Below are 25,259 nucleotides of genomic sequence, written 5' to 3'. Positions count from 1 at the left end.
TACTAAGTAATATAGTCAGAGGGGGTGCAGTAGAAGAAGAGATTGGTAATAATCCTGTAGAAACCTATGCTATTTTAGGGACAATCAGTTTATTAGTGATATATTAGTGCTGACCAAAAGAGAATTCACACAAGTTTAGAGCTTGTGTTACCATGAGTGCCACTGTCGTGACTTTGCAACCTCCTCATATGCTCCTTCGTACCGAAGCAGGCGATCGCTACCTACCTCTAGTGGGAAATAATTGTTGGACTATTGGTAGAGGTAGAGATAACACTTTTGTCCTGACTGATAAATGGATATCCCGCAACCATGCGATGATACAACAGATGGACAAAGGAGATTTTTATCTGATTGACTTAGGCAGTCGTAATGGCTCTTTTGTAAATAGTCGTCGTGTTAGTATTCCTGTGATTTTAAAGGATTCCGATCACTTACTATTTGGTCAAACAGAACTAGAATTTAATTGTCCAGACCTGGCAATGGAAGTAGAGTCGGGTATAGATGCTGATTCTCAAGATTTTACATCTACCTTGCATGTTCGTCGCCTAATATCGGTGATGGTAATGGATATCCGAGATTTTACAGTGCTGACTAGAAAAGTGGACGAGAGAGTATTGTCTGAAGTTATTGGTAGTTGGTTTCGGCAAGCAGGGGATATTATCAGGAAATATGGAAGTTGGGTGGATAAATATATTGGTGATGCGATTATGGCAGTTTGGTTTCATGGAGCTGACGGAGTTAATAGTGCAGAAATGATTCGTATTTTTCTAGCTCTTAAAGATTTATATGAAGTTACAAGAGAACTAAGTAAAATCTACCCTTTACCCTTTCCTTTAAGAGTAGGAGCAGGAATAAATACAGGTTATGCAATGGTGAGTAATGCTGGTAGTAGTGAACGTTCGGACTATACTGCTTTGGGAGATACTGTAAATGCAGCATTTCGTCTAGAATCATCTACTAAAGAAATTGGTATGGATATTGCTTTGGGAGAAGGTACTTATCAGTATATTTGCGATCTAGAAAATGTTCATCAAATATTTAAGCAGTATCAAGTAAATCTGAAAGGCTATGATAGTCCAACGATTACTTATGGTGGTACTTTTAATAATCTCAACAGTTTTTTGGGCACAAAATTGCTCTCTGCAAAAAATCAAAATTTGTTTTAGATCAAATCAACTATTACTTTTTACAGGTATAATTATCCGTTTTTCAATTCATATAGTTATTATCTGTCAAGCAAAAGCTTAGATTGTAGATGTGCTAAGTGTATAAACTCAAGAAAAAACTTTGTAGTTTAATATCCCATGAGACTTCTTTCCGAAAATTTGTGGGTATGCGTCTCCCCTTTTAAGGGGATAATAAGCGGTCGATCTTCGCAGCTTCCCGAAGGGTGGGATGGCGAGGTCTCGGAGCCATATCCAATCGACTCCTGTGAAGAAAAGTTTTCATCTCTTTGTCAATCCTCTTCTTTTCAAGAAGAGGTAATTATTAATTATTAATTATTAATTATTAATTGTTGAAGATGGGACATATCAGCTGATCGTTAACATCAAAAGGCTTGGAATTAACTTCAACACAGCATGATAAGATAACTGAGAGAAAAAGCAAAAGTAGCTGTATGGTAAACTCAACCTTCTATAAGAATCGTGATGTAGCTGCTGCAAAAGTCATTGAAAATAGAGGGTTAATAACCGTAGGGCACACTGTCAAAGAAAAGCGCACCGCCTGCGAGTCAACGGTTTCTGATGCGTAAAGACGGAGCAAGAAAGTTTGTGGAGATGGTAGTAACGGGAGTACCACTCAACTTGTTTGATTTGTTACCTCGTCCGAGAATCTGTGTTTCGCTACGCGTTTAATGTCGCGGAGCGTTGCGTCAGCACTCGCAAGAATTCCCCGTTATAATCTTTGATTTAACAGCGGGAGTGTCAAAAAAAGGTTAGTTTAAGCCGTAGAACCTGATAAAGTATAATAAAAGTTATACATAAATATAGTCATATATAGTCAAATTATGTCAAATATCTTAGTTAATTTGTACAAAAGAGCTACTAAATATTTGACAAAATTTAATAAATCAAAGGCCATCTGTATTATAGTATAATAATTGGCTGAGAGTTCCAGACTAAATAGTCATCAAAATTCCGAACTGCTCGAATCCTAATATAATTTTAACTCCTGGATTGATGAGATTAGTTGAGAAACATATTATTCAGAAAAATCATCGGTTTTATCCTGAAATTGACCGACTGTGTTTTTTGTCTAAAAATATCTATAACTATGCTAATTATTTAGTTCGTCAGTCTTGGATATTTGAAAATACAAATCTATCCTATTATGACCTGCAAAAAACACTCTCTACTCAATCAGACTATCAAGCAATGCCAGCTAAAGTATCTCAACAAATCTTGATGATTTTAGAGAAAAACTGGAAAAGCTTTTTAGCAGCAAACGAAGTTTATAAACAAAACCCATCAAAGTTTAAATCTCGTCCTCGTCTTCCTGGATATAAAAATAAAATAACAGGAAGAAATATTGCAGTTTATACAACACAAGCCATCAGCAAGAGGCAATTAAAACAAGGAATTATTAATCTGAGTAAAACTGGGATTTATCTAAAAACTTTAGTGTCTGCTTCACAAATTAAACAAGTTCGTCTCGTCCCTAAACTTAATCATTATGTAATAGAGGTGATTTATGAAAAATGCGAAAAACAATACGAGCTAGAGAAAAATCGTTGCGCCAGTATTGATATAGGATTAAACAACTTAGCTACATTAACCTTTAATAAGCGCCGGAATGAAACCGCTCTTGATCAATGGCAGACCGTTAAAATCTATAAATCAATACTATAATAAGGTAAAAAGCTTCCTACAATCTGAACTCCGGAAAAATCAATCAAGTAAGAGACTCAAAAAGCTTTCTAATAAAAGAGAATTTAAAATCAACGATTATCTTGCGTATTGCATCTCGTTTGATTATTAATACCCTGATTAATCAGAAAATAGGAACTTTGATAATTGGGTACAATGAAGAGTGGAAGCAGAAGATAAATCTAGGGAAAAGAAATATTTCATGTTTTGTATCTGTTCCCTATAACAAGTTAATAGAAATGTTATCTTATAAAGCCAAGATGGTAGGGATAGATGTAATTATTACAGAAGAATCTTATACCTCAAAAGCAAGTTTTATAGATAATGATTTGATTCCAGTGTACACTGAAGGAGAGAAAAATCATGTAACCTTTTCAGGAAAAAGAGTAAAGAGAGGTTTGTATTGCAGCGCAAGCATTGGATTAATTAATGCTGATGTTAATGCTTCTCTAAACATCATGAGAAAAGCAGTCCCAAATGTCTTTGACTATGGGATAGAGAAGCCAGTGCGCCCTTGCGGGTTCCCCGACTTGAAGCAACTGGCGTGGTGTTGTAGTTCACCCAGTCAGGGTAACACCTGCAAAATAAGGATATGTCATATTTGACTATATTTTTATGAACTATAGTGGATATGGCTTAATAGTCTATGATTAAATTTGTCTTGTTGGACAAAATATATCTCCCAAAGTTTCTATCGGATTAGAAGAAGAAAGAGATAATTTGCGAGACGTTTAAGCAGTGGAAACCAACAAGTAGAAAAATTATTTTCATAGACTTTCTGAGTCTGGAGAATAGTAAGCTGCATCATGCAGTCGTTACTTGATTAACCCACTAACAATTAAGTAAACTGTTTAAATTTCTACAGTTTAATTTTTACCCTTAGGTACTTAACAAACTGTGTATATCAATAAAGATGAGGAGAAACAGAATAATGAAACAAATAGGCTTACTGCTAGCAATATTAGGTTTATGTCTAGGTTGTGTAGGATTAATGCCATACCATCAAGCTTATGCAGGTAACTTAAGTTTAACTGTATGGCCTTCAACATCAATTATAGCAGTAGAACCTGGAAGGCTTAACAAGGCAGACAGAAAATTAGGAGAGATTGGAGAGAAGCTCGACCTTAACAATAGTCCTTTACGAAGCTTTCGGAAATACCGGGGAATGTTTCCAACTATAGCTGCGATGATAGTAGATAATGCTCCTTACGAAAACGTAGAGGATGTACTAGAAATTTCTGATTTAACTGAAAGACAGAAAAAGCTTTTAGAAGCAAATCTTGAAAATTTTACAGTGACTCCACCTGCTGATGTGTATATTGAAGGTGACTTCAGATTGAATACTGGTTCATACGACTAAGATTAGCATAGACTAAACTCTCAAACATTAGTCAATTTTCAATGCTGCTATTTAATACTTGAGTACTTAATTAAATCTTGGGAATTACCAATTGATTATTGAAGTTAAGTATTAGAAACTCTACGGGTTAAAACCGTATTTATTCTGCTTGTGTAGGCGTTGCGAAATAAAAGAAGTTTAAATTAGGTGGATTTATATCTAATTTAAGCTTCTCATTTAGTTGAAGGCGATCGATAATGTCCTACAATTATACAGCAGAGTCATTACTGAAGTAGATAGGATAGATACTCATGCTTATAATAAAAACACAGGGTTCGCTCATCATCTGCTATACAAACAGCGATTCCAAATGCGAATTGAAGAACCCCAAGTAGTTGAGCTATGGGTAACATCAGGAGTATGTCAATTCCTTCAAGTTTCTAGAGTTTAGTTTTCACATTCAACAATTAATAATTAACAATTAACAGTTATCTCTTCTTAAAAAGAAATATCAATGACTTTTATCCTTAAAATTTAAAAGGATAGACTTCAAAGATGAAATTATTAATTATTCGGTGAACTAATATTAGTATCGATCAAATGCCTGATTATCTATTAACCTCAGGGATTAGTTCTTAAATTTATTGTTTTCAGACTAACTGAGATTATCGATGCGTTTTAGGGATAAATTGAAAAAATTACGACATGAATTACTAAACTTAATTAACTCTAAAGTTTTAATCGCGACCAGAAATAAATATAGTAGATTAATCCTAAGATAGCTATTTAGTATTTAAATGAAAAGGAGGTAATGTTAGTGTGCCCCTCCACCTTTTTTACTGTCTCCAGATTTACCATTATCGTCTGGTGCATATTTTGCAAGAATAGATGATTTAAAAAAATAGGTATCAACATCTATGTAAGTCTGATTAGAGTTAGAGTAATGGCTAGCTACTGGTAATGCCATCACTCTTGTTGGTATTATGATACCTAAGCTTAAAGTTAAGCTTGAGAAAGCTATGTTTTTGATAGTAAGTAGTAGTATCGCATTCATAAAAGTTATCCCCTGATAGTAGAGCTAGATCAAAGATTATCTAGATTGATTAGCTTGCTAGAAAAGTAGTGCTTTTTCTTCATTGTGTTTTTGAATTGCACAGATTCATTGAAATTTGGCTACTAATTGGTAGCTATTAATAGCAAATTCAAATTATTAAAATCTTTATTATAAATCTATTATATCAGTACATACACAGATGTATATACAATATTTGGCTTAATCAACTTAATTAAATTGCCGATTATTCAGTATAAATTCGGAAAAACACTATTGAGGAAGCTACACCAGTCGCTAAGTTTGTGAGGATAATTACATAGAGTCAGGAGTTTGGTATAGCAGGCGAAAAATTTACTTAGCACATATAGTGATGATGAACTTTAGACAGGGAAAAGTTTTTCCCAGTATTGCCTTTAGTCTATTCCCTGTTGTCTGCTATAGTTATAGTCTGGGATTTTGTGATATACACTTGTCATATTCTTATCTGAGCAAGTATTCAATTTGTGGTAGTTCTAAATATGTAAGGATATTTTTTTAGTAAATCCCTTTCGTCGTCAAAAAGTAAGCTGCGAAAATTATTTGTTATAACTACCTAATTTTTCATAAATTAACGATAAGGATAAATTTGATCGTGACCTTAACTATATTCTTCATCTGCAATTAAATGTATATTTATTTAAGTATTCCTTAATCAAAGTTCAAAAACAGGAAACTTTCACAAATGAATAAATTATTAAATTTTTGAACTCAGTAATATATTACTGGGTTAAATTTATTTGAGATGCTAATCTAATCAAATTTATAGCAGGCAACAGGCAACAGGCAACAGTGGGAAAAACATTTCTCTGTCTAAGGTTGATCGTCAGTCTATGTCCTAAGCAAATCGTTCTTTGCTATACAATCATTATTTAACGTTGTTTCTTCTGCTGTTTCTTGTCTTCGTACATAGCACTATCAGCGTGATGAATTAGTTGATCAATGTCTTGACCATCAATAGGATATAGACTAATACCAATACTGGTTCCCACTGGTACAATATGATCTTCTAAATTAAAAGGTTGATTGATTGTATTGCGAATTTTTTCAGCCACTCTAGAAGCTCCTAGTAGTCCTGGAATACCTGGTAATATCACAGTAAATTCATCACCTCCAAGTCGGGAAACTGTATCACTTCCTCTTAAGCACCCTTCCAATCTTTGTGCTACTAATTTTAATAGTAAGTCTCCTATATTATGACCCAGGGTATCATTAACAGCTTTAAATCCATTGAGGTCTAGAAATAGTAGACCAACCATTTTTTCATTGACATTTGCCCACTCAATAGCTTGACTTAAACGCTCATGAAATTGCTTACGATTAGGTAATCCTGTGAGGGGATCGTGATTAGCTTGATGATGTAAAGAATCTCCTAAAAGTTTGAGTTTGTCATTATCAAGCTTTAATTTTGTTGCTGTTTCCTTCAGGTTTTCCTCCATTTTTTTTCGTTCGGTAATATCTCTAATTACTCCTACTAAAAATAGATTTCCTGCGGCATCTTGATGAAGAGTTCTTTTAGTAGCAACTATATGAGTAATTCCATGAGCATCTGTAAAATATTCTTCATTTTCTTGCTGTTGACTTGTTTGAAATACTAACTCATCTTGTTGCCAAAATATATTAGCTTCATTTTGAGGAAATAATTCATAGTCTGTTTTTATGAGTAGAGATTCTACAGGATATCCGATAAATTTACCATAAGATTCATTGAGGACAATACGATGATGATCTTTATTTTTGACAAATATAGGGTCAGGAATTGCATCAATAACTGACTGTAAAAATTCTGTGGATTTCTGCCATTCTTCTTTTAAGTAAGCAAGATGCAACATAATCATAATAGCAGAGCAGCTAAGAGCAAATATTGAGGGAATTATAGGAAACCACCAACCAGCATCAATCAAGATAATATAAGAAAATCCTGTAATACTAATACCGATAAATAATATCGTGATAATTGATTTGTTGGGCAATAATAATTGCCAACTTAAGTTAGCACCTATACAAGAAAAAGCAATAATATATAACCATTCTATAGGTTCAGAAAAAACTTTAATGTTTACTCTACCATCTAGTGCTGAACTCAAAATTTGACTCAAAAAATTAGCTTGTAATTCTACTCCAGATATTTCTTTGGGAGAATTAAATAAACGACTACTGTAAGAATTTCTATGAAAATCTTTAACGCTAGTTGCAGTATAACCAATGAGAATTATCCGGTCTTTGAATAAGTGTGGAGTTATTTTTCCAGATAGTAAATCATTCATGGAAACTGTATGAAAACTATCTGATATTTTTCTGGGGTTTGCTAAAAATTGATAGCCACCTGCATCAACTCTAACATAAGCTCCGTCATTTGTTTTAAAACGGTGAAATACAGCTAGTTCTAATTGTAAATCGTTGGCTTTATTAGCTGCTTTTGGCTCAATTCCTTCTTTTTCTAAGTAATTTAAAGCCAGTTTAAGTGCAAAACTTTCCCGAAATTTGCCATCTTCTAAGTGCATATAGAGCAAGCCACGACGAATTTTTCCATCGGCATCTGTTACTATATTATTAAATCCTATTTGTTGTTTTTTAGCCAAAATTGCAGGTGGTTTTATTCCTAAACTATTTTTGATTCCTATTCTCTCAATACCAATTATATTAGGAATATTTTCTAGAGCTGTTACAAAATTTTCATAGCCTGGTTCTCTAGGGGAATCACGATATATATCTAAACCAATAGCACGAGGTTGAAGTGAGTGTAACTTTTGTAGTATTTCAGCCATTAATTGATCGTTTATAGGATAGCCATACTTTTGTATATCTGATTCATCAATTCCTACAATTACAATACGGGGATCTAATGGTTCTGTTGGACGTAAGCGAAAAAAATAATCGTAAAGTGTCCATTCCCAAGATTGCAAAAGACCTAATGAGCGTAAAAGTATGACGATACCTGCTGAGGTTGAAGCTGTTAGTAATAATCGACGGTTTTCTATTAGCCAGTGTTTAATATTCTTCAGAATGGTATTTTGATGTGTACCGAAAAGTTTGAACATCTGTAGGTAATATAAATATAATATAAACAAAAAAATAGCTATGTCTATAATATCTGCGGAAAAATTCCTAAGTGTTAGATTAGGGAACAGGGAACAAGGAATAGGGTAAAGTTTTTACATCATTTTCATTTCATTACTTTACTGTTTTGTTTTCAATCGGTATATTGAATTTGATACTACAGAAAGCTTATTTATTACACTTTTTGAGGCTTTAATAATTCTCAAAACCATGATTAGTCAAGGTTTGGAATTTATTTAGCAAGCCCGATCTAAAAATAAAATAGCTGTATATCCGGATAGTTAAGGGTTATGATATATTCACTTTATATTATAGCCTATCACTATTTACAACAAATCTTCTCTGCTTGATTTCGGCAAAGTAACCATATATATTTACTATTAAAATAATAGTCTTGTTTAAACTGCTTACTTTAGTTGATGCTCAAAATCTAGTTTTTAAAACTGTACTTCCCTGATAAGTAGACAAAATTTTAAGCTGCTCTAAAGTTTGTAACCTGAATAAAAGTGGCTATTGATTTTTCTGCTACAATATGACGTTAATATTCAAAGCTTTTTTTGTTGAAAATTGCATTTATTATTGGCAATGAAGAGAGCCAAGTATTCCTTGTTTTTTAGTATCTATTCCTCTTAAATGAAGAGCTAATTTTATATCTGCAACTTCATATTTATTACTTTCAAAATAGTTTTATAAATTTTATATGAATTGACATTATACTCAAGTTTGATGAGGGTCTATGTAACTAGAGTTTATCAAAGCATTGCACTGTTTGATACCAAATTAATAATAAGTTGCTATAGAATAAAAGTTGAATCACAGTTGACTACAAATAAAGAATGAAAAATTAATAAATTCATAATTATGTGCAGCCTTAAATAGAATTGGTATTAATATAAATTCCTAATGTTATAATTAAAGTTACCATACCAATAGTAATTCTATTTATAGGAAAAAAATAGAACTACATCTTAACTAATTAGATAATATTAAGATGAATAGATTACCTAAAAACAATGTATAAGCGATACATTAAAAATATATAATTCACTAATTTTAATAGTACCTATCCAGATTAGATAATTTCTATAAACCACAATTTTAATTGCTAATCCCAACATTAAGATCCACGTCTTAACTACATTAAGTCGGAACATTTTATTAGTATCTAGATTCACTTCAAAAGGTAAATCTTTGCCATCATTAAATATAAATATAGGTCAAAAAACTCCATAGGTTGAGCAGACCAAATATTTCAGTATAGAGACTAATTAAGACTTCTGAATCATTATCATTAAGGCCAACTATTGTGGTACATATTTAATAAATCATCAAGTATATGATGTGGCTAATGTTCTCGCTCCTTCTCTTGTTACCCACACAAAGACACAAAGTTAAAAATATTAACTTTTAACTGATAATTTGTAAGAGATGACTGATAATTTGACTATGATGCCATAGACTCTTTAGTACACTTATGGTGGCGATCGCCACCATAATTTGACTTGACCACCGCTTAATCCATAGGTTAGAGTTTCAGTGAATCATAATTTACATTTCTATTTTTGATTCCTAATTTTTTAGAGGAGAAGGCAAATTATTAGTTTCTTTTTGCCAATTTTCATTATCTTGTCTCTGATTTGATAAACTTCGCTGAGTAGCTTCCACAAACTGACTCACACGAATAGGGTCTATTGGTTGATCGATTTGGCCATGTCGCTTCAGTGAGCTAGAGACAATAACACCATCTACAGCTGGCATCAAGGTAGAAATATTGTTCAAGTTAGCGCCACTGCCGATAAATATAGGTGTATCTGATGCTGCTGCACTAGCTAATTTTAAATCTTCCAAGGTAGGGGGACTTCCAGTAGTCCAACCGGAGAGAATTATTCCATCAGCTAGACCACGTTCAATAGTTTCTTGGACAACTGTAGTTAAATTGGGTTCACCCAATGGTTGGGCGTGTTTGACTAGAACATCTGCAAAGATTTTGACATCACTACCCAATTCTCGACGATAGCGTAAAAGTTGATGTGCTTTTCCTTCAATTAACCCTTGATCCGTAGACATAACTCCGGTTAGGACATTAACACGAATAAATTGGGCCTGCACACAGGAGGCGATCGCCATGGCACTTTGGCCATCATTACGCAAAACGTTGATTCCAATTGGCAGGGAAACCAAGTTCATAATCTTTTGTACTAATAATGTCATGGCACTAACTACGGCCGGGTCAACTTGGTCTTTGACAAAAGGAGCATCAAAAAAGTTTTCTACGATAATGCCATCTACGCCGCCTGATGCAAGGGCCGTGGCTTCTCTTTCTGCTCTACTAATAATAGCTTGGAGGTCGCCTCCCCAACGGGGTGAGGTTGGCAGAGGCTGTAAATGTACTACCCCAATGATTGGATGTCTGGTTTTAAATATTTGCTTTAAGTCCACGGGTTTACCTGAAACCACGGTTATTTGGCAATAACATAACAGAATTTACATTATAAATTATGGCCTAGAAGATATCTATTATCTAGACTCTGCTAGTATATTGTCAATTTTTGGTCATCATCATTTTAAAACTTTATATAGTTTGTTCTTCAAATTATTGAATATTCCATACTTGAGTTGACAGTATTTTATATTTATTTTATTGAAAATACAGGATTTTCCTACTCTCTGAAAGTACATATATTGATGATTTTAGGGAGTAGGGAAGGCGGAACAAGCCAAAAATATTTACCCCGTCAGTTGTATCACATAAATAAGCGAATATGTTGTATCTATATAGTTATAAAAGTTTTTTTGTCCATGTCTTTTCTTCTATGGGGATATTAAGTAGGTGGGTTTAATTATCCGTAAAATAGCGATGGAAATTCAAAATTGTGAAAATAAGCTTGAAAACTGTCTTCTGGCTTTATTTTCAGATTTTTCGTTTTAATTTTTATTTATGATCGCTTACTTAATCAAACAGAATTTACCGAAAATTTCAGGTATAAAGCCTCTCCATTCATGGAGAAAAAAGCGGTCGTTTGCGTTTGCGATAGTATTCCGTAAGGAAAGCATTCCGTAGGATGGGATGGCGCAATTCGGAGCGGCTCTGATAAGAGCGGGTCTCGGAGCCATATCTAATCGACCAAGAGAAGAAAAAAATTCCTTTTAACCCAATCCTCTTCTTTTCAAGGAGAGGTAATTCGCGCATTCGCGCATTCTAAATTCGCGCATTCTTAATTCTTGAAGTATTTTTCAGCTATAAAAACTATGGATAGTGTGGCACTATAGTTTTTTATTACTACATATAGTGTTTTTGTCTAATTCCTATCAAAATTTGATTTTAGTGTATAAATTTTTCGTATAATAAAAGTTATAAATAAATATATTCATATATAGTCAAACAATGTCAAATATCTTCGTGAATTTGTACTAAGAAGCTAGCTATTAAATACTTGACAAAATTGAATAACTCAAAGGCAAAATGTTTAATTGTATAATGAAGTAGGCGAAGAATTAAAGACTAAATAATAATAAAAGTTCCTAAATTCTCGAATTATTATAGTAATTTTAACTCGTGGATTTATGAAATTAGTTGAGGGATATATCCCATAGGAAAAATCATCGGTTTTATGCTGAAATTGACTGACTTTGTTTCTTGTCTAAAAATCTCTATAACTATACTAATTATTTACTTCGTCAGTCTTGGATCTTTGAAAAGACAAGTCTATCCTATTATGACAGGATAACACCTGCGTTCCGAAGGATATGTCATATTTGACATTTTTATGAACTATAATGTTTATGAACTTTGTCAATCATAGGAAGTTTTCATCGGCAGGAATTAAAACAATTTTTAGTCAATTTTAGCTATTATCTATCTACCGAAAATATTGAGAATTAGTAAATAATAATATTGTAAGCATTTCCTCCGGAATGCTGCGCAAACAGCCGTCAGCCATCAGCTAGCCTCCTCCGGAGGAACTGCGAACTTCAGCTATTGATTTTAATTTAGGATAGAAGGTTGATTAATTGTCTTACTATAAAAGTTGTCTCCCTTGCCCTTAAAGTCAGTCGTTAATTTAAACACTGTCCTTAAGAATAGAGTCTTGTTGCTGATAGCTGACAGCTAATAGCTGTTTGCGCAGCAGTCCGCAGGAAATGCTTACATAATATTTATAACTCTCAAGACTAGAGACTAAATCATTGAACATAAAATTGATTAATTTATTTAATTTAGATTAGTGAAAATTCTACTCATCATTTCAGCACTTATACTTGGATTATTGGGAATATTGGAAATAGGACTCCGAGTTGTAGTGGGTCTTGGTAATCCTCTCACTTATATTGCAGATAATCAAATTGGTTATCTCTTGAGACCAAATCAAAATGTTAGTCGCTTTGGAAATCGCATAAAAATCAATCAGTATTCTATGCGGTCAAAACCTATAGAAGAGTCAAAAGAAAATACTAAATTTAGAATATTTCTAGTAGGAGATTCTGTGGCTAATGGTAATTGGTGGACTGACCAAAATGATATAGTTTCCGCAATTATAGAGAACTATTTAAGTGAAAAATTAGGTAAGGATAAAATAGTTGAAGTTCTTAATGCCTCAGCTAATTCTTGGGGTCCGAGAAATGAATTGGCTTATTTAGAAAAATTTGGTTTGTTTAATTCTCAAATAGTAATATTACTAATTAATACTGATGATTTATTTTCTAAAGCACCTAGTTCATCAGTGGTAGGATTAGACCGGAATTATCCAGATAAAAAACCTCCTTCAGCTATTGCAGAATTGATAAATCGTTATTTTGTTAAGGCTCCAAAAGTTCCTGAAATTCAAGAAGAAGGCGACCGGGTTGGTTTTAATTTAGTAGCAATTAAAAAAATTCATGAATTGGCTAATTTAAACAATGCTAAATTCATTCTAGCAATGACTCCTTTACTACGAGAAGTAGGTGAACCTGGACCCCGCGATTATGAAATTAAAACTCGTAAACGTTTAGAAGAGTTTACCCAGGCAGAAAATATTTTATATCTAGATTTACTACCTATCTTTAAATCTGTCTCAGAACCAGATAGTTTATACAGAGACCATATTCATTTAAGTCCTGAAGGCAATCTAGTTATTAGTGAAGTAATTAGTAAATCAATTCTAGAGCAGAATCAACTATAAAAATCTGTAGAGGATTTGTCATAAACTCAAGACTGTAAATCATAAAGTCAGAAACTATAACAATATGATTTTAGTTGTGAGATATTGGAGACTTTTGTTTTAGGTATGAAGGGAATAGGGAATAGGTATGGAGGGAAGAAACGAATACATAAGAATAAGATAACTGCTATATTCTATACTTTAAAGGAAGACCTCAATTCTCACATCTGATTGCTGATTGTTATATTTAGACATAGGCGTGAAAAAGAGATAGACTTTTTGTAAAAGTAGGGAATAGGTATGGAGGGAATAGGTATGGAGGGAACAAGGAATATTTTTTTAGGAAAAAAACACGAAAAATGATTTTTTGAGTTATTAAACTCTAGTTTCTAGTAAATAAAGGGTAAGTTTATTTTCTGGAGATGTCTATTACCGAATAATTAATAATTAATAATTAATAATTAAATAATTCTGGTTTCAAGCCTCCTATTTTAAGGGGAAAAAAGCGGTCGTTTGCTTTTGCTTCGCAAAACTGGCGTAACGCAACGCTGACGCGAAACGCGTATCTCGGAACGGAGTTCTCTCTTCGGAGCTTCCCGAAGGGTGGGATGGCGAGGTCTCGGAGCCATATCCAATCGACTCCTGTGAAGAAATAATATTTTCTTATCTTCAATCCTCTCGGTTTTAACCAGAGGTAATTATCAATTATCAATTATCCATTATCAATTATCCATTATCCATTAATAAACACTTTTCCCTAACCAGGAACTACTAGATACTAAAAAAATAGTTTAGAGCAAAAATTTGGGAGTAATTATGTCTAACGAAATAGAATATAAAGAGATAAATACATCTACTATTTATTCTGATGAATCTTTCTCATCACAACAAAATTCAAGAGAGTTAGAATTATCAGAAAGAGTAGCTCAACTAGAAAAAAAGTTAGATGAAGCACTAATGTTAATTTCTGATATTTACCGCTATGGAAAATTAAGAGATTTACTATCCGCGGGAAAATGGAAAGAAGCAGACCAAGAAACTGCAAAAGTAATGTTAGAAATATCTGGTCAAACTGACAAAGAAAAGCTGACTCCTGATAATGTTATCAAATTTCCATGTAGCGTAATAAATTTAATCGACCAGCTTTGGACTAATTATAGTAAAGGTCATTTTGGCTTTAGTATACAAAAGAAAATTTATGAAAGTATGGGAGGAACTTATGATATTTCTAATATAGATATGAAACTTTTGAATAAGACTTGTGAACGACTGGGATTGATGTTAAATAATAAATGGATACCTTATGAAAAACTGAATTTTAGTCTAGAAGCACCTAAAGGTTGTTTTCCTGTTGCTTGGTGGGACTCTCCTTATGGAGCTAAACTAGCAGTATACTTTTTAGCTCGCCTTAATGCCTGTAACATTGATTGAATTTTGATGAATTTTTTTACTTTTAATATTTGAAAATAGTCGAAATTATGCTAGAAAAAAAATATAAAACTTTTATCTGGAATTTGGAGACCAAGTATTATGAAAAATGGAATAGGGAATAGTCATTTCAGTTATCAGTTAACAGTTATAAGTACCTCCTTTCAACAATGAATAATGAATAATGAATAATGAATAATGAATAATGAATAATGAATAATGAATAATTACCTCTCTATGAATTGAAGAGGATTGACAAATTCATGAAAATTTTTCTTCACAGGAGTCGATTGGATATGGCGAGGAGACCTCGCCATCCCCCGACCGCTTATTATCCCCTTAAAAGGGGAGGCTTTAAACCACAATTTTTCGGTAATAGGGCAACTTGAAATACGGAATTCTTTTTTTTATCACCTAAAAAGGGGGGACTTGAGACCTGATTTTTTGGTCAAGGAGGGAAAACAGCGTTAAATAGCAGCAAACACAAGAATATAAGGTACTAAATTCAGCAATTTTTTTCTCAGAAAAAACCTCAATCTAGATTTACATCTCATAGAAAATCTGGTTATCATGCATCACGTTTTTCGCCCTTCCTCTCTAATCTTTTTTCCTTACCTTCATAAATATTGGTTTTGTTGATCGCCGGATTTAGTATCAAATAAAAACACTATGATATGCCGTTTTTATCTGGGATGTTGAAACCAAGTACTATGAAAAAGGTATGGAGAGAATAGTCACTTCAGTTATCAGTTATCAGTTATCAGTACTTCCTGTAATAGGGAGGCTACGAAAATACGGAATTCTTTTTTTATTACCTAAAGAGGGGGGAGTTGAGACCTTATTTTTGGTCGAGGAGGGAAAATAGCATTAAAAGTGACAAACACAAGGATATAATGTACTAAATTCAGCAATTTTTTTCTGAGAAAAAAAGCAAAAACCTCAATCTATATTTATATCTCAAATAAAAACAACATATAATATATCAATAATTTTAATTTCAATTATGGAGGTTAATTAATAATGGAAGAAAAAACAATTAATTTAAAGCTAGTCGTATTTTCTGGCTTGATGATGGCTTTGATAGGTTCAGTAATTGGATTAGCTGCTGCCGAAATGAGTAAAAGTCGTTATCAATGTTGTAATTTTACAAAAATAGATAAAGGTTATAGCAGTGCAAAAGCACCTCGTACTTATGCAACAGTAGGTGCAATTATGGGATTTGTTATAGGGTCAATTCAAGAAACTGTAAGGTCTCTAAAACCAGAAGATGAGTAAGATTCAACAATTAATAATTAATAATTAACTATTACCTCTCTATGAATTGAAGAGGATTGACTAATCATGAAAATTTTTTATTGTTTCTCCTTTAAAGGAGAGGCTTTAAACCTTAATTATTCGGTAAAAAAGTCGAGCAATTTATGAGATTATTTAAGCGCAATAAATCTACTGTCGCTACCCGGAAGTTGAAAGTCTAGCATTTTTGCTTTGTAATTGTTTTAGAATTTTGTAACTGGTAAGTTATTTCCGCCATCCTGCACTATTCAACAATTAATAATGAATAATGAATAATTAATAATTACTTCTCCTTGAAAAGAAGAGGATTGACTAAAAGGATAATTTTTTCTTTTTTATCCTTTAAAGGAGAGGCTTTAAACCTTAATTATTCGGTAAAAAAATATTAGACATAGGAATAGAAATTACACATATAGATAATTTTTTGTTTCTTTTTTCAGAAATTTTCTTCTCTGTTTCCTGTTGCATCACAGGAGTGCGCATTCCCTCTCTTGGTCAGCATTCCCTTGCGTCTGACGCCGACGCGGGGTCGCACCATTGTTCCCTGTTGCCTACTTCTGCAAAAAGTCTACTCTTTTTCACGGCTATGTCTATTAGAAATCTCCAGAAAATAAACTTGTCCTTTATTTCCTAATAAACTAGAGTTTAATAACTCAAAAAATCATTTTCCGTGTTTTTTATCTCAAAATATTTTCCCTATTCCCTCCATACCTATTCCCTACTTTTACCGAAAAATTGTGGTTGAAAGTTGACTCTTTTAAGAGGATAAAAAGAAAAATTTTTATGATTAGTCAATCAATTCCGTTTTCAAGGAGAGGTAATTCGCGCATTCGCGCATTCGCGCATTCTAAATTATTCAAAAAAAGTCTACTCTTTTTCACAGCTATGTCTATTAGAAATCTCCAGAAAATAAACTTGTCCTTTATTTCCTAATAAACTAGAGTGTAATAACTCAAAAAATCATTTTCCATGTTTTTTATCTCAAAATATTTTCCCTATTCCCTCCATACCTATTCCCTACTTTTACCGAAAAATTGTGGTTGAAAGTTGACTCTTTTAAGAGGATAAAAAGAAAAATTTTTATGATTAGTCAATCAATTCCGTTTTCAAGGAGAGGTAATTAGCGCATTCTAAATTATTCAAAAACAGTCTACTCTTTTTCAAAGCTATGTCTATTAGAAATCTCCAGAAAATAAACTTGTCCTTTATTTCCTAATAAACTAGAGTTTAATAACTCAAAAAATCATTTTCCATGTTTTTTATCTCAAAACATCTTCCCTATTCCCTCCATACCTATTCCCTACTTTTACCGAAAAATTGTGGTTGAAAGTTGACTCTTTTAAGAGGATAAAAAGAAAAATTTTTATGATTAGTCAATCAATTCCGTTTTCTTTTGAGAGGTAATTCGCGCATTCTAAATTATTCAAAAACAGTCTACTCTTTTTCACGGCTATGTCTATTAGAAATCTCCAGAAAACAAACTTGTCTTTTATTTGCTATAAACTAGAGTGTAATAACTCAAAAAATCATTTTCCATGTTTTTTATCTCAAAATATTTTCCCTATTCCCTCCATACCTATTCCCTACTTTTACCGAAAAATTGTGGTTGAAAGCCGACTCTTTTAAGAGGATAAAAAGAAAAATTTTTATGATTAGTCAATCAATTCCGTTTTCTTTTGAGAGGTAATTCGCGCATTCTAAATTATTCAAAAACAGTCTACTCTTTTTCAAAGCTATGTCTATTAGAAATCTCCAGAAAATAAACTTGTCCTTTATTTGCTATAAACTAGAGTGTAATAACTCAAAAAATCATTTTCCGTGTTTTTTATCTCAAAACATCTTACCTATTCCCTCCATACCTATTCCCTACTTTTACCGAAAAATTGTGGTTGAAAGCCGACTCTTTTAAGAGGATAAAAAGAAAAATTTTTATGATTAGTCAATCAATTCCGTTTTCTTTTGAGAGGTAATTCGCGCATTCTAAATTATTCAAAAACAGTCTACTCTTTTTCAAAGCTATGTCTATTAACGATCGACTGTGGAAATTGTCTCAGGGGATAAAGAATTTTGCCAAGGGTCTAAAATATCTTTAAATAATGTTTCCTCTATCCAAGTTTTAGCTACTACTGTTAAAGGTAAAGCTAAAATTAGACCTAAAATCCCAAAAAATGTAGTGAAGAAAATTTGAGATGCTAGAGTAACAGCAGGTAAAAGAGAGACTTGTTTTGCCATAACAATTGGGCTTAACCAATAACTTTCAAGATTCTGAATAATAAGATATAAAATTCCTACGGCAACTATTTTCCAAGGAGCATCTAATAGAGCAATCATAATAGGAAAAACTACACTCGTAGTCGGACCAATATTAGGAATAAAATTGAGTAAACCTGCCAATAAAGCGTGAGCCAAAACTAAATCAATTTGCAATACCCATAAACCAAGACCACTAAGGGTACTAACAAAAAGAGAATTAATTACTATTCCACCAAACCAATTTCCTAGAGCTACCTCGCACTTTGATAGAATTTCATCTGCACGTCGTCGATAAAAGGAAGGAAACAAAAGTAATCCTACTTGTCGATAAGCTTGAGCATTAGTTAAAAACATTATTGTTAATACAAACACTAAAAGTACCTGCAAGAAGACTATAAAAGTATTAGAAAAAATCTTAAAAAAGTTGCTAAATAACTGAGTACTTAATAATTGTGTTTGTACAAGCATATCAGTTGCACTAGGTGGAGGAGGAAATAAATCAGGTTGTTGTTTATATAGTTGTACAAGTTGAGAACGAACTTCTGTAAAGACATCAGGTATTAAGGCAAGTAATTTTTGAAACTGGGTAGTAAAAGGCGGTACAATTAGCAACAAAAATAGCAGAATAATTAATGTGGCTAAACTCAGAGTGACAATTACAGCTAAGTTTCTTTTAATACCCCATCTATTGAATTTTTGCACCAATCTATTTAAAGCAGTTGCCAGAACTATTGCAGCAAATACTAATAGTACTAGTTGTCTAATTTCCCAAAGGATATATAGGGAAATAAGTAAACTAAAAAAGCCTAACCATTGACCAAAATTCATATTTTTTTGTTTTGGAGTTGTTGGAGTTACGAGTACTTTAACAATTTCAAGTTGAGGAATAAATTATTAAATTTTATCCGTTGTTTTTTTTCCTATTTTGCCTTTCAAATAAGTGTCTCAACTTATCGATATAGCAGTCGAAGGAAAGGTTAGGAAAAATCAAAAGCTTAAAACTAAGACAACTTCATTAATTGATAATTGATAATGGATAATTGATAATTACCTCTGGTTTTAACCGTTACGGAATTGAATATAAGGAAATATTATTTCTTCTCTTAGTCGATGGTTGGCCAGCGAGGAGACCTCGCCATCCCACCCTACGGGAAGCTCCGAAGAAAGAACTCCGTTCCGCTGTCGCGTTTCGCGTCAGCGTTGCGAAGCAAACGACCGCTTTTTTCCTCTTAAAAGGGTCGGCTTCAAGGCGTGAATTATTTAATTATTAATTATTAATTATTAATTATTAATTATTCGGTAAAATTTTTCCTTCTTCCTTCTTTATTCTGCTATATAAAGGTTTTTCAAGGACTACCTTGACTCTGGCAGTTCAAGAAAATATCTTAATCTAGCTATTATTATAAAGCTGAAAAGACAAAACTTGAGAAAATTATAGTAACAGAATATTTATAATTAACAGCTCTGTGTAAGAATAGGGTGCTGAGATTCAGAATAGTTGATCAATACTTTGAAACTTATATCTAAATAGTAAATATTTTGATAATTTTTTTAACTTCCCACCCTTATACTAATTCTCAAAAGTCTTGCTATACAATTTTATTTGCTAGAGTAAATACTTGATATTCAGTAACTGTAGTTATTTTTCCCAGCTATAAAATATAGCATTACTTTTTAAAGATGGTATTACAGATACCGCTTTTTTTTAGATATATAGCCAATATGAATTAGATTTGGCATTATTTATTTTAAATATCAAGCTGGACTTTATAGCGTTTCTCAGTAAGCATGAGATAAACTTCTATTTTTACTCCCTATTCCCTGTTCCCTAAAACCTAGAATTTTGTATCTAATACCAAGCGTGAAAAAAGAATGTTACTAATAATAAGTGCAATAAAAAAATTTTTTAGGAAATGTCGCTTTGACAAAGCGGTGCGACCCCGCGACGACGCCAGTTCCCTTGCGGAACGCGTACCAAGAGAAAAAGAGAATTTCCGACCTAAAAACTGGAATTAAATCTATTCCCATACGACTCTTGAATTCTGTTTGCTTCGCGGTGAAAAACGGAAATTCTGTTTGCGGAGCTGACCTAGGAAATTATAATAAATAACCTGGCTATTTGTCGCAAACATTTATCAAATTGGTATAAGCATTATAGGAATTGCTATATAGAGAATTGTTATAAAATCAAGAGAGTATATTTTTTTAGTAGCCCTAAAATAGTCAGGATATCATAACTATTCGGTGACTCCGATATTCCCTATTCTTGATTCCTGAAACCTTCATAAGAGATAAGTTCCCTATTTATTAATACTTATCATTACTTGTTTAGGGAATAATCAAGGTCTAAAGTCTCTCCTTTTAAGCAGGGCTATTTAATTCTAAACTCTGCAATATTATGTATTAACGAAACCACGTTAATTTTTCGGTAATTATTAATTAGGGTTTGCTGAAAAAGTCTTTTTGCTGGGGTAGGAGACAGTTATACTGGAGACAGGAGACAGGAGGAACGGGGAATGTAGAGGAGGTAGGAGCGGGCGTTTTGTCCCTTAATTTTTCTGCCCAACTATTGCACAAAATGCTAGTTTTTTGAGCTTTATTGACCGAAAACAGGTGCACTTTGTTCAACCTAAAACAGCTAAAACCTTTATCTATCAATGCTTTGATATTTAATCAGCAAGCCCTAAGAGCTGATTTATAAATTAAATATTAAGAGGCTAAGTTCCTTGCTATACTTGGGCTTTGAAAGTTATAGTCCAGTAATACCTGAATCCCTGAGAGTTAGATTAAATAAAAGTTTCAACTAAGTTTAGGAATCAGCTCTAATTATTAATTATTAATTATTAATTATTAATTATTAATTATTGAATCCTACCCTTTTGTGATACTAATTTTGAGGTGTAATCTAGATGAATTTATCAAAAAATCCAGTCTTATCATTGTCAATAATTCTACTTTCTTTAACAGTACATGGATGTACGATCTCTAACAAAAAATTACCACCATCCCCTGAAGCAACTCAAGAGCAGCAACAAAAAGTATTAACTCCTGAAGAAATACACGAAAAAGTTTTAACAATTGACAGTCATATTGATTGGCCTTATCGTCAATTTTTAAATCCTGATTTTCAACCTAATATTAGACATCTACCAGGAAAACTAGGAAGTGGTCAATGGGATATTGTTAGGATGCAAGAAGGTGGATTAGATGCTGTCTTTATGTCAATATTTACTCCTCAAAGAGAACGCGATCGCCAAGGGCACGAACGGGCAAAAGCAAAAGCAATTAAAATGATTGAAATTACCAAAAAGATGGCAGAGGAAAATTCAGCTCAAGTTGAAATAGCTTTAAATCCAGAGGATGCTAAACGCCTGGATAAAATGGGAAAAATGGCAATATTTATGGGTATTGAAAATGGCTATCCTATTGGTAAAGATATTAGTAATGTGGAATTTTTATACGACCAAGGTATTAGATATATAACAATAACTCATTCCAGAAACAATGAACTAGCTGATTCTTCTACCGATGAAAAACAAGAATGGAATGGATTAAGTGATTTGGGAGAAAAAGTTGTCAAAGAAATGAATCGTTTGGGTATTATTGTTGACATTTCTCACGTCCATGATGATACATTTTGGGATGTAATTAAGTTAACAAAAGCACCAATAATTGCCTCTCATTCTAGTGCTAGGTCTATAGAAAATCATCCTCGAAATATGAGTGATGACATGTTAAAAGCTATTAAAAAAAATGGTGGGGTTGTACAGGTTTGTATTTTTGATACTTATATCAAAAAACTACCTCAAACACCAGAAAGAGAAAAAGCTATGAAAGCAATTGCCAAAGAAAGAACTGCTTATTGGCAGGGAAAACTGAGTCAAGTAGAAAGAGAAAAATTTAGAGAAAAATACGATCTAATTAATGATAAATATCCCAAAAATAAACCTAATGTTGCTGATGTAGTAGACCATATAGATTATATGGTAAAAGTTATGGGTATTAATCATGTTGGTATTGGTTCAGATTTAGATGGCGGTGGTGGAGTTAGAGGAATGAATGATGTTTCAGAAATGCCAAATATTACAAAAGAATTAGTAGCACGGGGATATACTGAAGAGGATATTCAAAAAATTTGGGGTGGAAATTTAATGCGAGTTTTTACTGAAGTACAAAAAGTGGCGACAGAAATTCAGAACCAATAAATATCTGGAAAATAACTTTTTCATTAATTGATAATTGATAATGAATAATTGATAATTACCTCTGGTTAAAACTGTTACGGAATTGAAGATAAGGAAATATTATTTCTTCTCTTGGTCGATTGGATATGGTTAGGAAACCCATCCATCCCACCCTTCGGGAAGTTGCGAAGAGAGAACTCCGTTCCGCTGTCGCGTTTCGCGTCAGCGTTGCGAAGCAAACGACCGCTTTTTTTCTTTAAAAGGGGAGGCTTTAAACCAGAATTATTTATTTCATTAATTGATAATTGATAATGGATAATTGATAACTACCTCTGGTTAAAACCGTTACGGAATTGAAGATAAGGAAATATTATTTCTTCTCTTGGTCGATTGGATATAGTTAGGAAACCCATCCATCCCACCCAACGGGTGCGCTGCGAATATCGACCGCTTTTTTTCCTTAAAAGGGGAGGCTTTAAACCAGAATTATTTAATTAGAGTTTGCTGATTAAATCTAAAAGTATTTACAGATAAAGGTAAGTGCCTTTTTAAATATCAAAAATTGCGAGGTTTTAGATGGTAATGGTTCAATTAGGAGCGGATTTTAGTCAAGAGTTAAGCAGAAAAATCATTCTTACAATTCTTACTTCTACCTCCTCACTCATTCCCATTTCACCTCTCTCCTGTCTCCTGTCTCCTACCCCTACTAAAAGACTAGTGAAGCGCAAACCCTAATTATTAATTATTCGGTAAAATGATTGAATCATAATTTTTTCAACTATGATTGAGATTTTATTTTCGGTTGTATCTGCTGTTTTTCCAGTGGGATGTATTGTTTTAATTGGTTTTATATTTGCCAAAAAATTTTCCATTGATGAACCCACACTTTCCAAACTGGCTTTATATGTTTTATTCCCGGCATTACTAACAGATATAATGTATCGAACTACTATTAGTATTGAAGAAGCAATTGAAATGTTTGTAGCCTTTGGGCTAACTTATATTTTACTCTGTTTAATAGCTTGGGGAATAGGATGGAAATTAGGTTTTTCTGTGGCTATACAAAAGAGTTTATTAGCGACAACAGCTTTACCAAACGCTGGAAATATGGGTCTTTCTGTAACTTTATTTGCATTAGGAGAAGCTGGGTTAGAAAGGGCGGTAATATATTTAATATCCTTTAATCTAATCGTGCTAGGTACAATGCCTGCAATTCTCAGAGGAGGAGGTGTTTGGTCTTCTATTATTTTCACTCTCAAATTACCCATAATTTGGGGAATGATTTTGGGTTTAATTTTAAACTCATTTGATATTCAACTACCTCTAAAACTTGATGATGGTTTACATCTTTTGAGAGAAGCTGCAATTCCAATTTCTTTGTTATTAATGGGAATACAAATAGCTAATAATCGTTTTCAACCTAGTAATTATGAAGTGGGTGCTAGTTTGATGCGTTTATTGGGAGGAGCGATCGTTGCTTATTTAGTTGGTAAGTTTCTGAGTTTAGAAATGCTTGATTTACAAGTTTTAGTGTTAGAAAGTGCAATGCCAAGTGCTTTAGTTTCTTTTTTAATAGTTAATGAATTTGGTGGGGATGCGGCACGAACTTCTAGAGTTGTTGTCGTATCAACACTGTTATCTTTTTTAACTTTGCCTTTAGTATTGTGGGCGATTGGTGCAACATCTTGATGTTATGTTAATTAGGGTTTGCTGATTAATTATAAAAGTATTGTTCTATAAAGGTTTGATAATTTTTAGGGTCAAATTGCAGTGCCCCTGTTTCAGTTGAATACGCTCAAAAAGCTAGTATTTTAGACTAATTATTGGGCAGAAAAATCATTCTTATAATTCTTACTCCTACCCCCTTGCTCATTCCCATTTCTCCTGTCTCCTATCTCCTGTCTCAGCAAAAATACTTTCCATAGGCAAACTCTAATTATTAACTACAATTTTTTCAAAAGCTAGAAATTCTATTGGGTGCATCTCAATTAAGCGGCAAATAATTGTACTCAATAAATAGGGATAAATAGGGTGTGTCTCTTATGTGCAAAAATACTTTTTTCCTATATATTCCCTGTTGCATTTCGGAGCTGTTGCCTGTTGCCTAAAAGCGATAATTTTTTTGCTTTATTCTTGCATTGAGATGTACCCATTCTATTACCTAACTGTTAGGTGATTAGCTATTTTCAAGTTTTGATTTTATATAGCAGGGAATAGGGAAGAGGGAACAGTTGGAAAAACATTTCCTAGTCTAAGATTTATCATCAGTAATTGTCCTAACTAATTCTTTCTTAGCTATATCTTTGACATTGTTGAAACTATTTATATCGGGACTTACGCATGAGATGGGAAAAACTAGGATTTGAGATTGCTTCCCTGTGGGTGGCAATAGACATCTCCGAAAATAACCAAAGTCCTACTATCACTACCTTTAGAATCGCGATAGCGTACGCTTAACCGGAGGTTATCGCAAAATCGCAAAAGTAGTTACTTTGTACACCAGAATAGGTGTTTGAGATACTTACTATTAATAACTAGCAGAAAAATAGTATCTATATAAACAAATTTATCTTGCCATCTTAGCGCTTATTTCACATCTATAAAATAACT

Annotated in this window: 13 protein-coding genes; 9 read left to right on the top strand and 4 right to left on the bottom strand. The window is 32.9% G+C overall.

Annotation, left to right across the window (positions count from 1 at the left end):
* The first annotated feature begins 152 nt into the window (after positions 1-152).
* From F6K23_RS29920 to psbU, 4 genes are all read left to right on the top strand, one after another.
* The gene (locus F6K23_RS29920; RefSeq protein WP_293162629.1) at positions 153-1,166 is read left to right on the top strand and encodes an adenylate/guanylate cyclase domain-containing protein; all 1,014 of its coding nucleotides are present in this window, start codon (positions 153-155) and stop codon (positions 1,164-1,166) included.
* Positions 1,167-2,177: 1,011 nt separating this feature from the next.
* Positions 2,178-2,849, top strand: a complete 672-nt coding sequence (locus tag F6K23_RS29915) for a hypothetical protein (protein WP_293162626.1) — start codon at positions 2,178-2,180, stop codon at positions 2,847-2,849.
* A gap of 23 nt (positions 2,850-2,872) precedes the next feature.
* The gene (locus tag F6K23_RS29910; RefSeq protein ID WP_367267861.1) at positions 2,873-3,472 is read left to right on the top strand and encodes an IS200/IS605 family accessory protein TnpB-related protein; all 600 of its coding nucleotides are present in this window, start codon (positions 2,873-2,875) and stop codon (positions 3,470-3,472) included.
* 326 nt (positions 3,473-3,798) lie between these two features.
* Positions 3,799-4,227: a photosystem II complex extrinsic protein PsbU gene (gene psbU, locus F6K23_RS29905; RefSeq protein ID WP_293162621.1), complete on the top strand. Its 429-nt coding sequence runs from the start codon at positions 3,799-3,801 to the stop codon at positions 4,225-4,227.
* Positions 4,228-5,020: 793 nt separating this feature from the next.
* On the opposite strand, the gene F6K23_RS29900 is transcribed toward psbU, so the two are convergent.
* The 3 genes from F6K23_RS29900 to btpA form a co-directional block, all read right to left on the bottom strand.
* Positions 5,021-5,173 carry a hypothetical protein gene (locus F6K23_RS29900; protein ID WP_293162618.1) on the bottom strand — a complete coding sequence of 51 codons (153 nt, stop codon included), beginning with the start codon at positions 5,171-5,173 and terminating at the stop codon, positions 5,021-5,023.
* Positions 5,174-6,168: 995 nt separating this feature from the next.
* The gene (locus F6K23_RS29895; RefSeq protein ID WP_293162615.1) at positions 6,169-8,337 is read right to left on the bottom strand and encodes a CHASE2 domain-containing protein; all 2,169 of its coding nucleotides are present in this window, start codon (positions 8,335-8,337) and stop codon (positions 6,169-6,171) included.
* A 1,588-nt stretch (positions 8,338-9,925) separates the two neighbouring features.
* The gene (gene btpA, locus F6K23_RS29890) at positions 9,926-10,795 is read right to left on the bottom strand and encodes a photosystem I biogenesis protein BtpA (protein WP_293162659.1); all 870 of its coding nucleotides are present in this window, start codon (positions 10,793-10,795) and stop codon (positions 9,926-9,928) included.
* Positions 10,796-12,579: 1,784 nt separating this feature from the next.
* Here btpA and F6K23_RS29885 point away from each other — a divergent pair.
* From F6K23_RS29885 to F6K23_RS29875, 3 genes are all read left to right on the top strand, one after another.
* On the top strand, positions 12,580-13,512 hold the full coding sequence (locus F6K23_RS29885; protein ID WP_293162612.1) for an SGNH/GDSL hydrolase family protein: 933 nt from the start codon (positions 12,580-12,582) through the stop codon (positions 13,510-13,512).
* A 795-nt stretch (positions 13,513-14,307) separates the two neighbouring features.
* Positions 14,308-14,922, top strand: a complete 615-nt coding sequence (locus F6K23_RS29880) for a GUN4 domain-containing protein (protein WP_293162609.1) — start codon at positions 14,308-14,310, stop codon at positions 14,920-14,922.
* A gap of 1,017 nt (positions 14,923-15,939) precedes the next feature.
* Entirely contained in the window at positions 15,940-16,194 is a 255-nt protein-coding gene (locus tag F6K23_RS29875) for a hypothetical protein (protein ID WP_293162606.1), read from the top strand.
* Positions 16,195-18,237: 2,043 nt separating this feature from the next.
* Here F6K23_RS29875 and F6K23_RS29870 read toward each other — a convergent pair.
* On the bottom strand, positions 18,238-19,293 hold the full coding sequence (locus tag F6K23_RS29870; RefSeq protein ID WP_293162603.1) for an AI-2E family transporter: 1,056 nt from the start codon (positions 19,291-19,293) through the stop codon (positions 18,238-18,240).
* Between the two features lie 2,081 nt (positions 19,294-21,374).
* Between F6K23_RS29870 and F6K23_RS29865 the strand changes: the two genes are divergently transcribed.
* Positions 21,375-22,670 (top strand): dipeptidase, encoded by a 1,296-nt coding sequence (locus F6K23_RS29865; protein WP_293162600.1) that lies wholly within the window; start codon positions 21,375-21,377, stop codon positions 22,668-22,670.
* Between the two features lie 759 nt (positions 22,671-23,429).
* Complete coding sequence (locus F6K23_RS29860; protein WP_293162597.1) at positions 23,430-24,338, top strand: AEC family transporter; 909 nt, start codon at positions 23,430-23,432, stop codon at positions 24,336-24,338.
* The last annotated feature ends 921 nt before the right edge of the window (positions 24,339-25,259 follow it).

Source organism: Okeania sp. SIO2C9 (genome assembly GCF_010672455.1).
GTDB lineage: Bacteria > Cyanobacteriota > Cyanobacteriia > Cyanobacteriales > Microcoleaceae > Okeania.
The sequence above is the reverse complement of the archived record's forward strand: the minus strand, read 5'-3'. Positions and strand labels throughout refer to the sequence as shown.

Coding starts and splice junctions, on each gene's coding strand:
- F6K23_RS29920 (WP_293162629.1), top strand. CDS start 153: ATGAGTGCCACTGTCGTGACTTTGCAACCTCCTCATATGCTCCTTCGT.
- psbU (WP_293162621.1), top strand. CDS start 3,799: ATGAAACAAATAGGCTTACTGCTAGCAATATTAGGTTTATGTCTAGGT.
- F6K23_RS29900 (WP_293162618.1), bottom strand. CDS start 5,173: ATGGCATTACCAGTAGCTAGCCATTACTCTAACTCTAATCAGACTTAC.
- F6K23_RS29895 (WP_293162615.1), bottom strand. CDS start 8,337: ATGTTCAAACTTTTCGGTACACATCAAAATACCATTCTGAAGAATATT.
- F6K23_RS29880 (WP_293162609.1), top strand. CDS start 14,308: ATGTCTAACGAAATAGAATATAAAGAGATAAATACATCTACTATTTAT.
- F6K23_RS29875 (WP_293162606.1), top strand. CDS start 15,940: ATGGAAGAAAAAACAATTAATTTAAAGCTAGTCGTATTTTCTGGCTTG.
- F6K23_RS29870 (WP_293162603.1), bottom strand. CDS start 19,293: ATGAATTTTGGTCAATGGTTAGGCTTTTTTAGTTTACTTATTTCCCTA.
- F6K23_RS29865 (WP_293162600.1), top strand. CDS start 21,375: ATGAATTTATCAAAAAATCCAGTCTTATCATTGTCAATAATTCTACTT.
- F6K23_RS29860 (WP_293162597.1), top strand. CDS start 23,430: ATGATTGAGATTTTATTTTCGGTTGTATCTGCTGTTTTTCCAGTGGGA.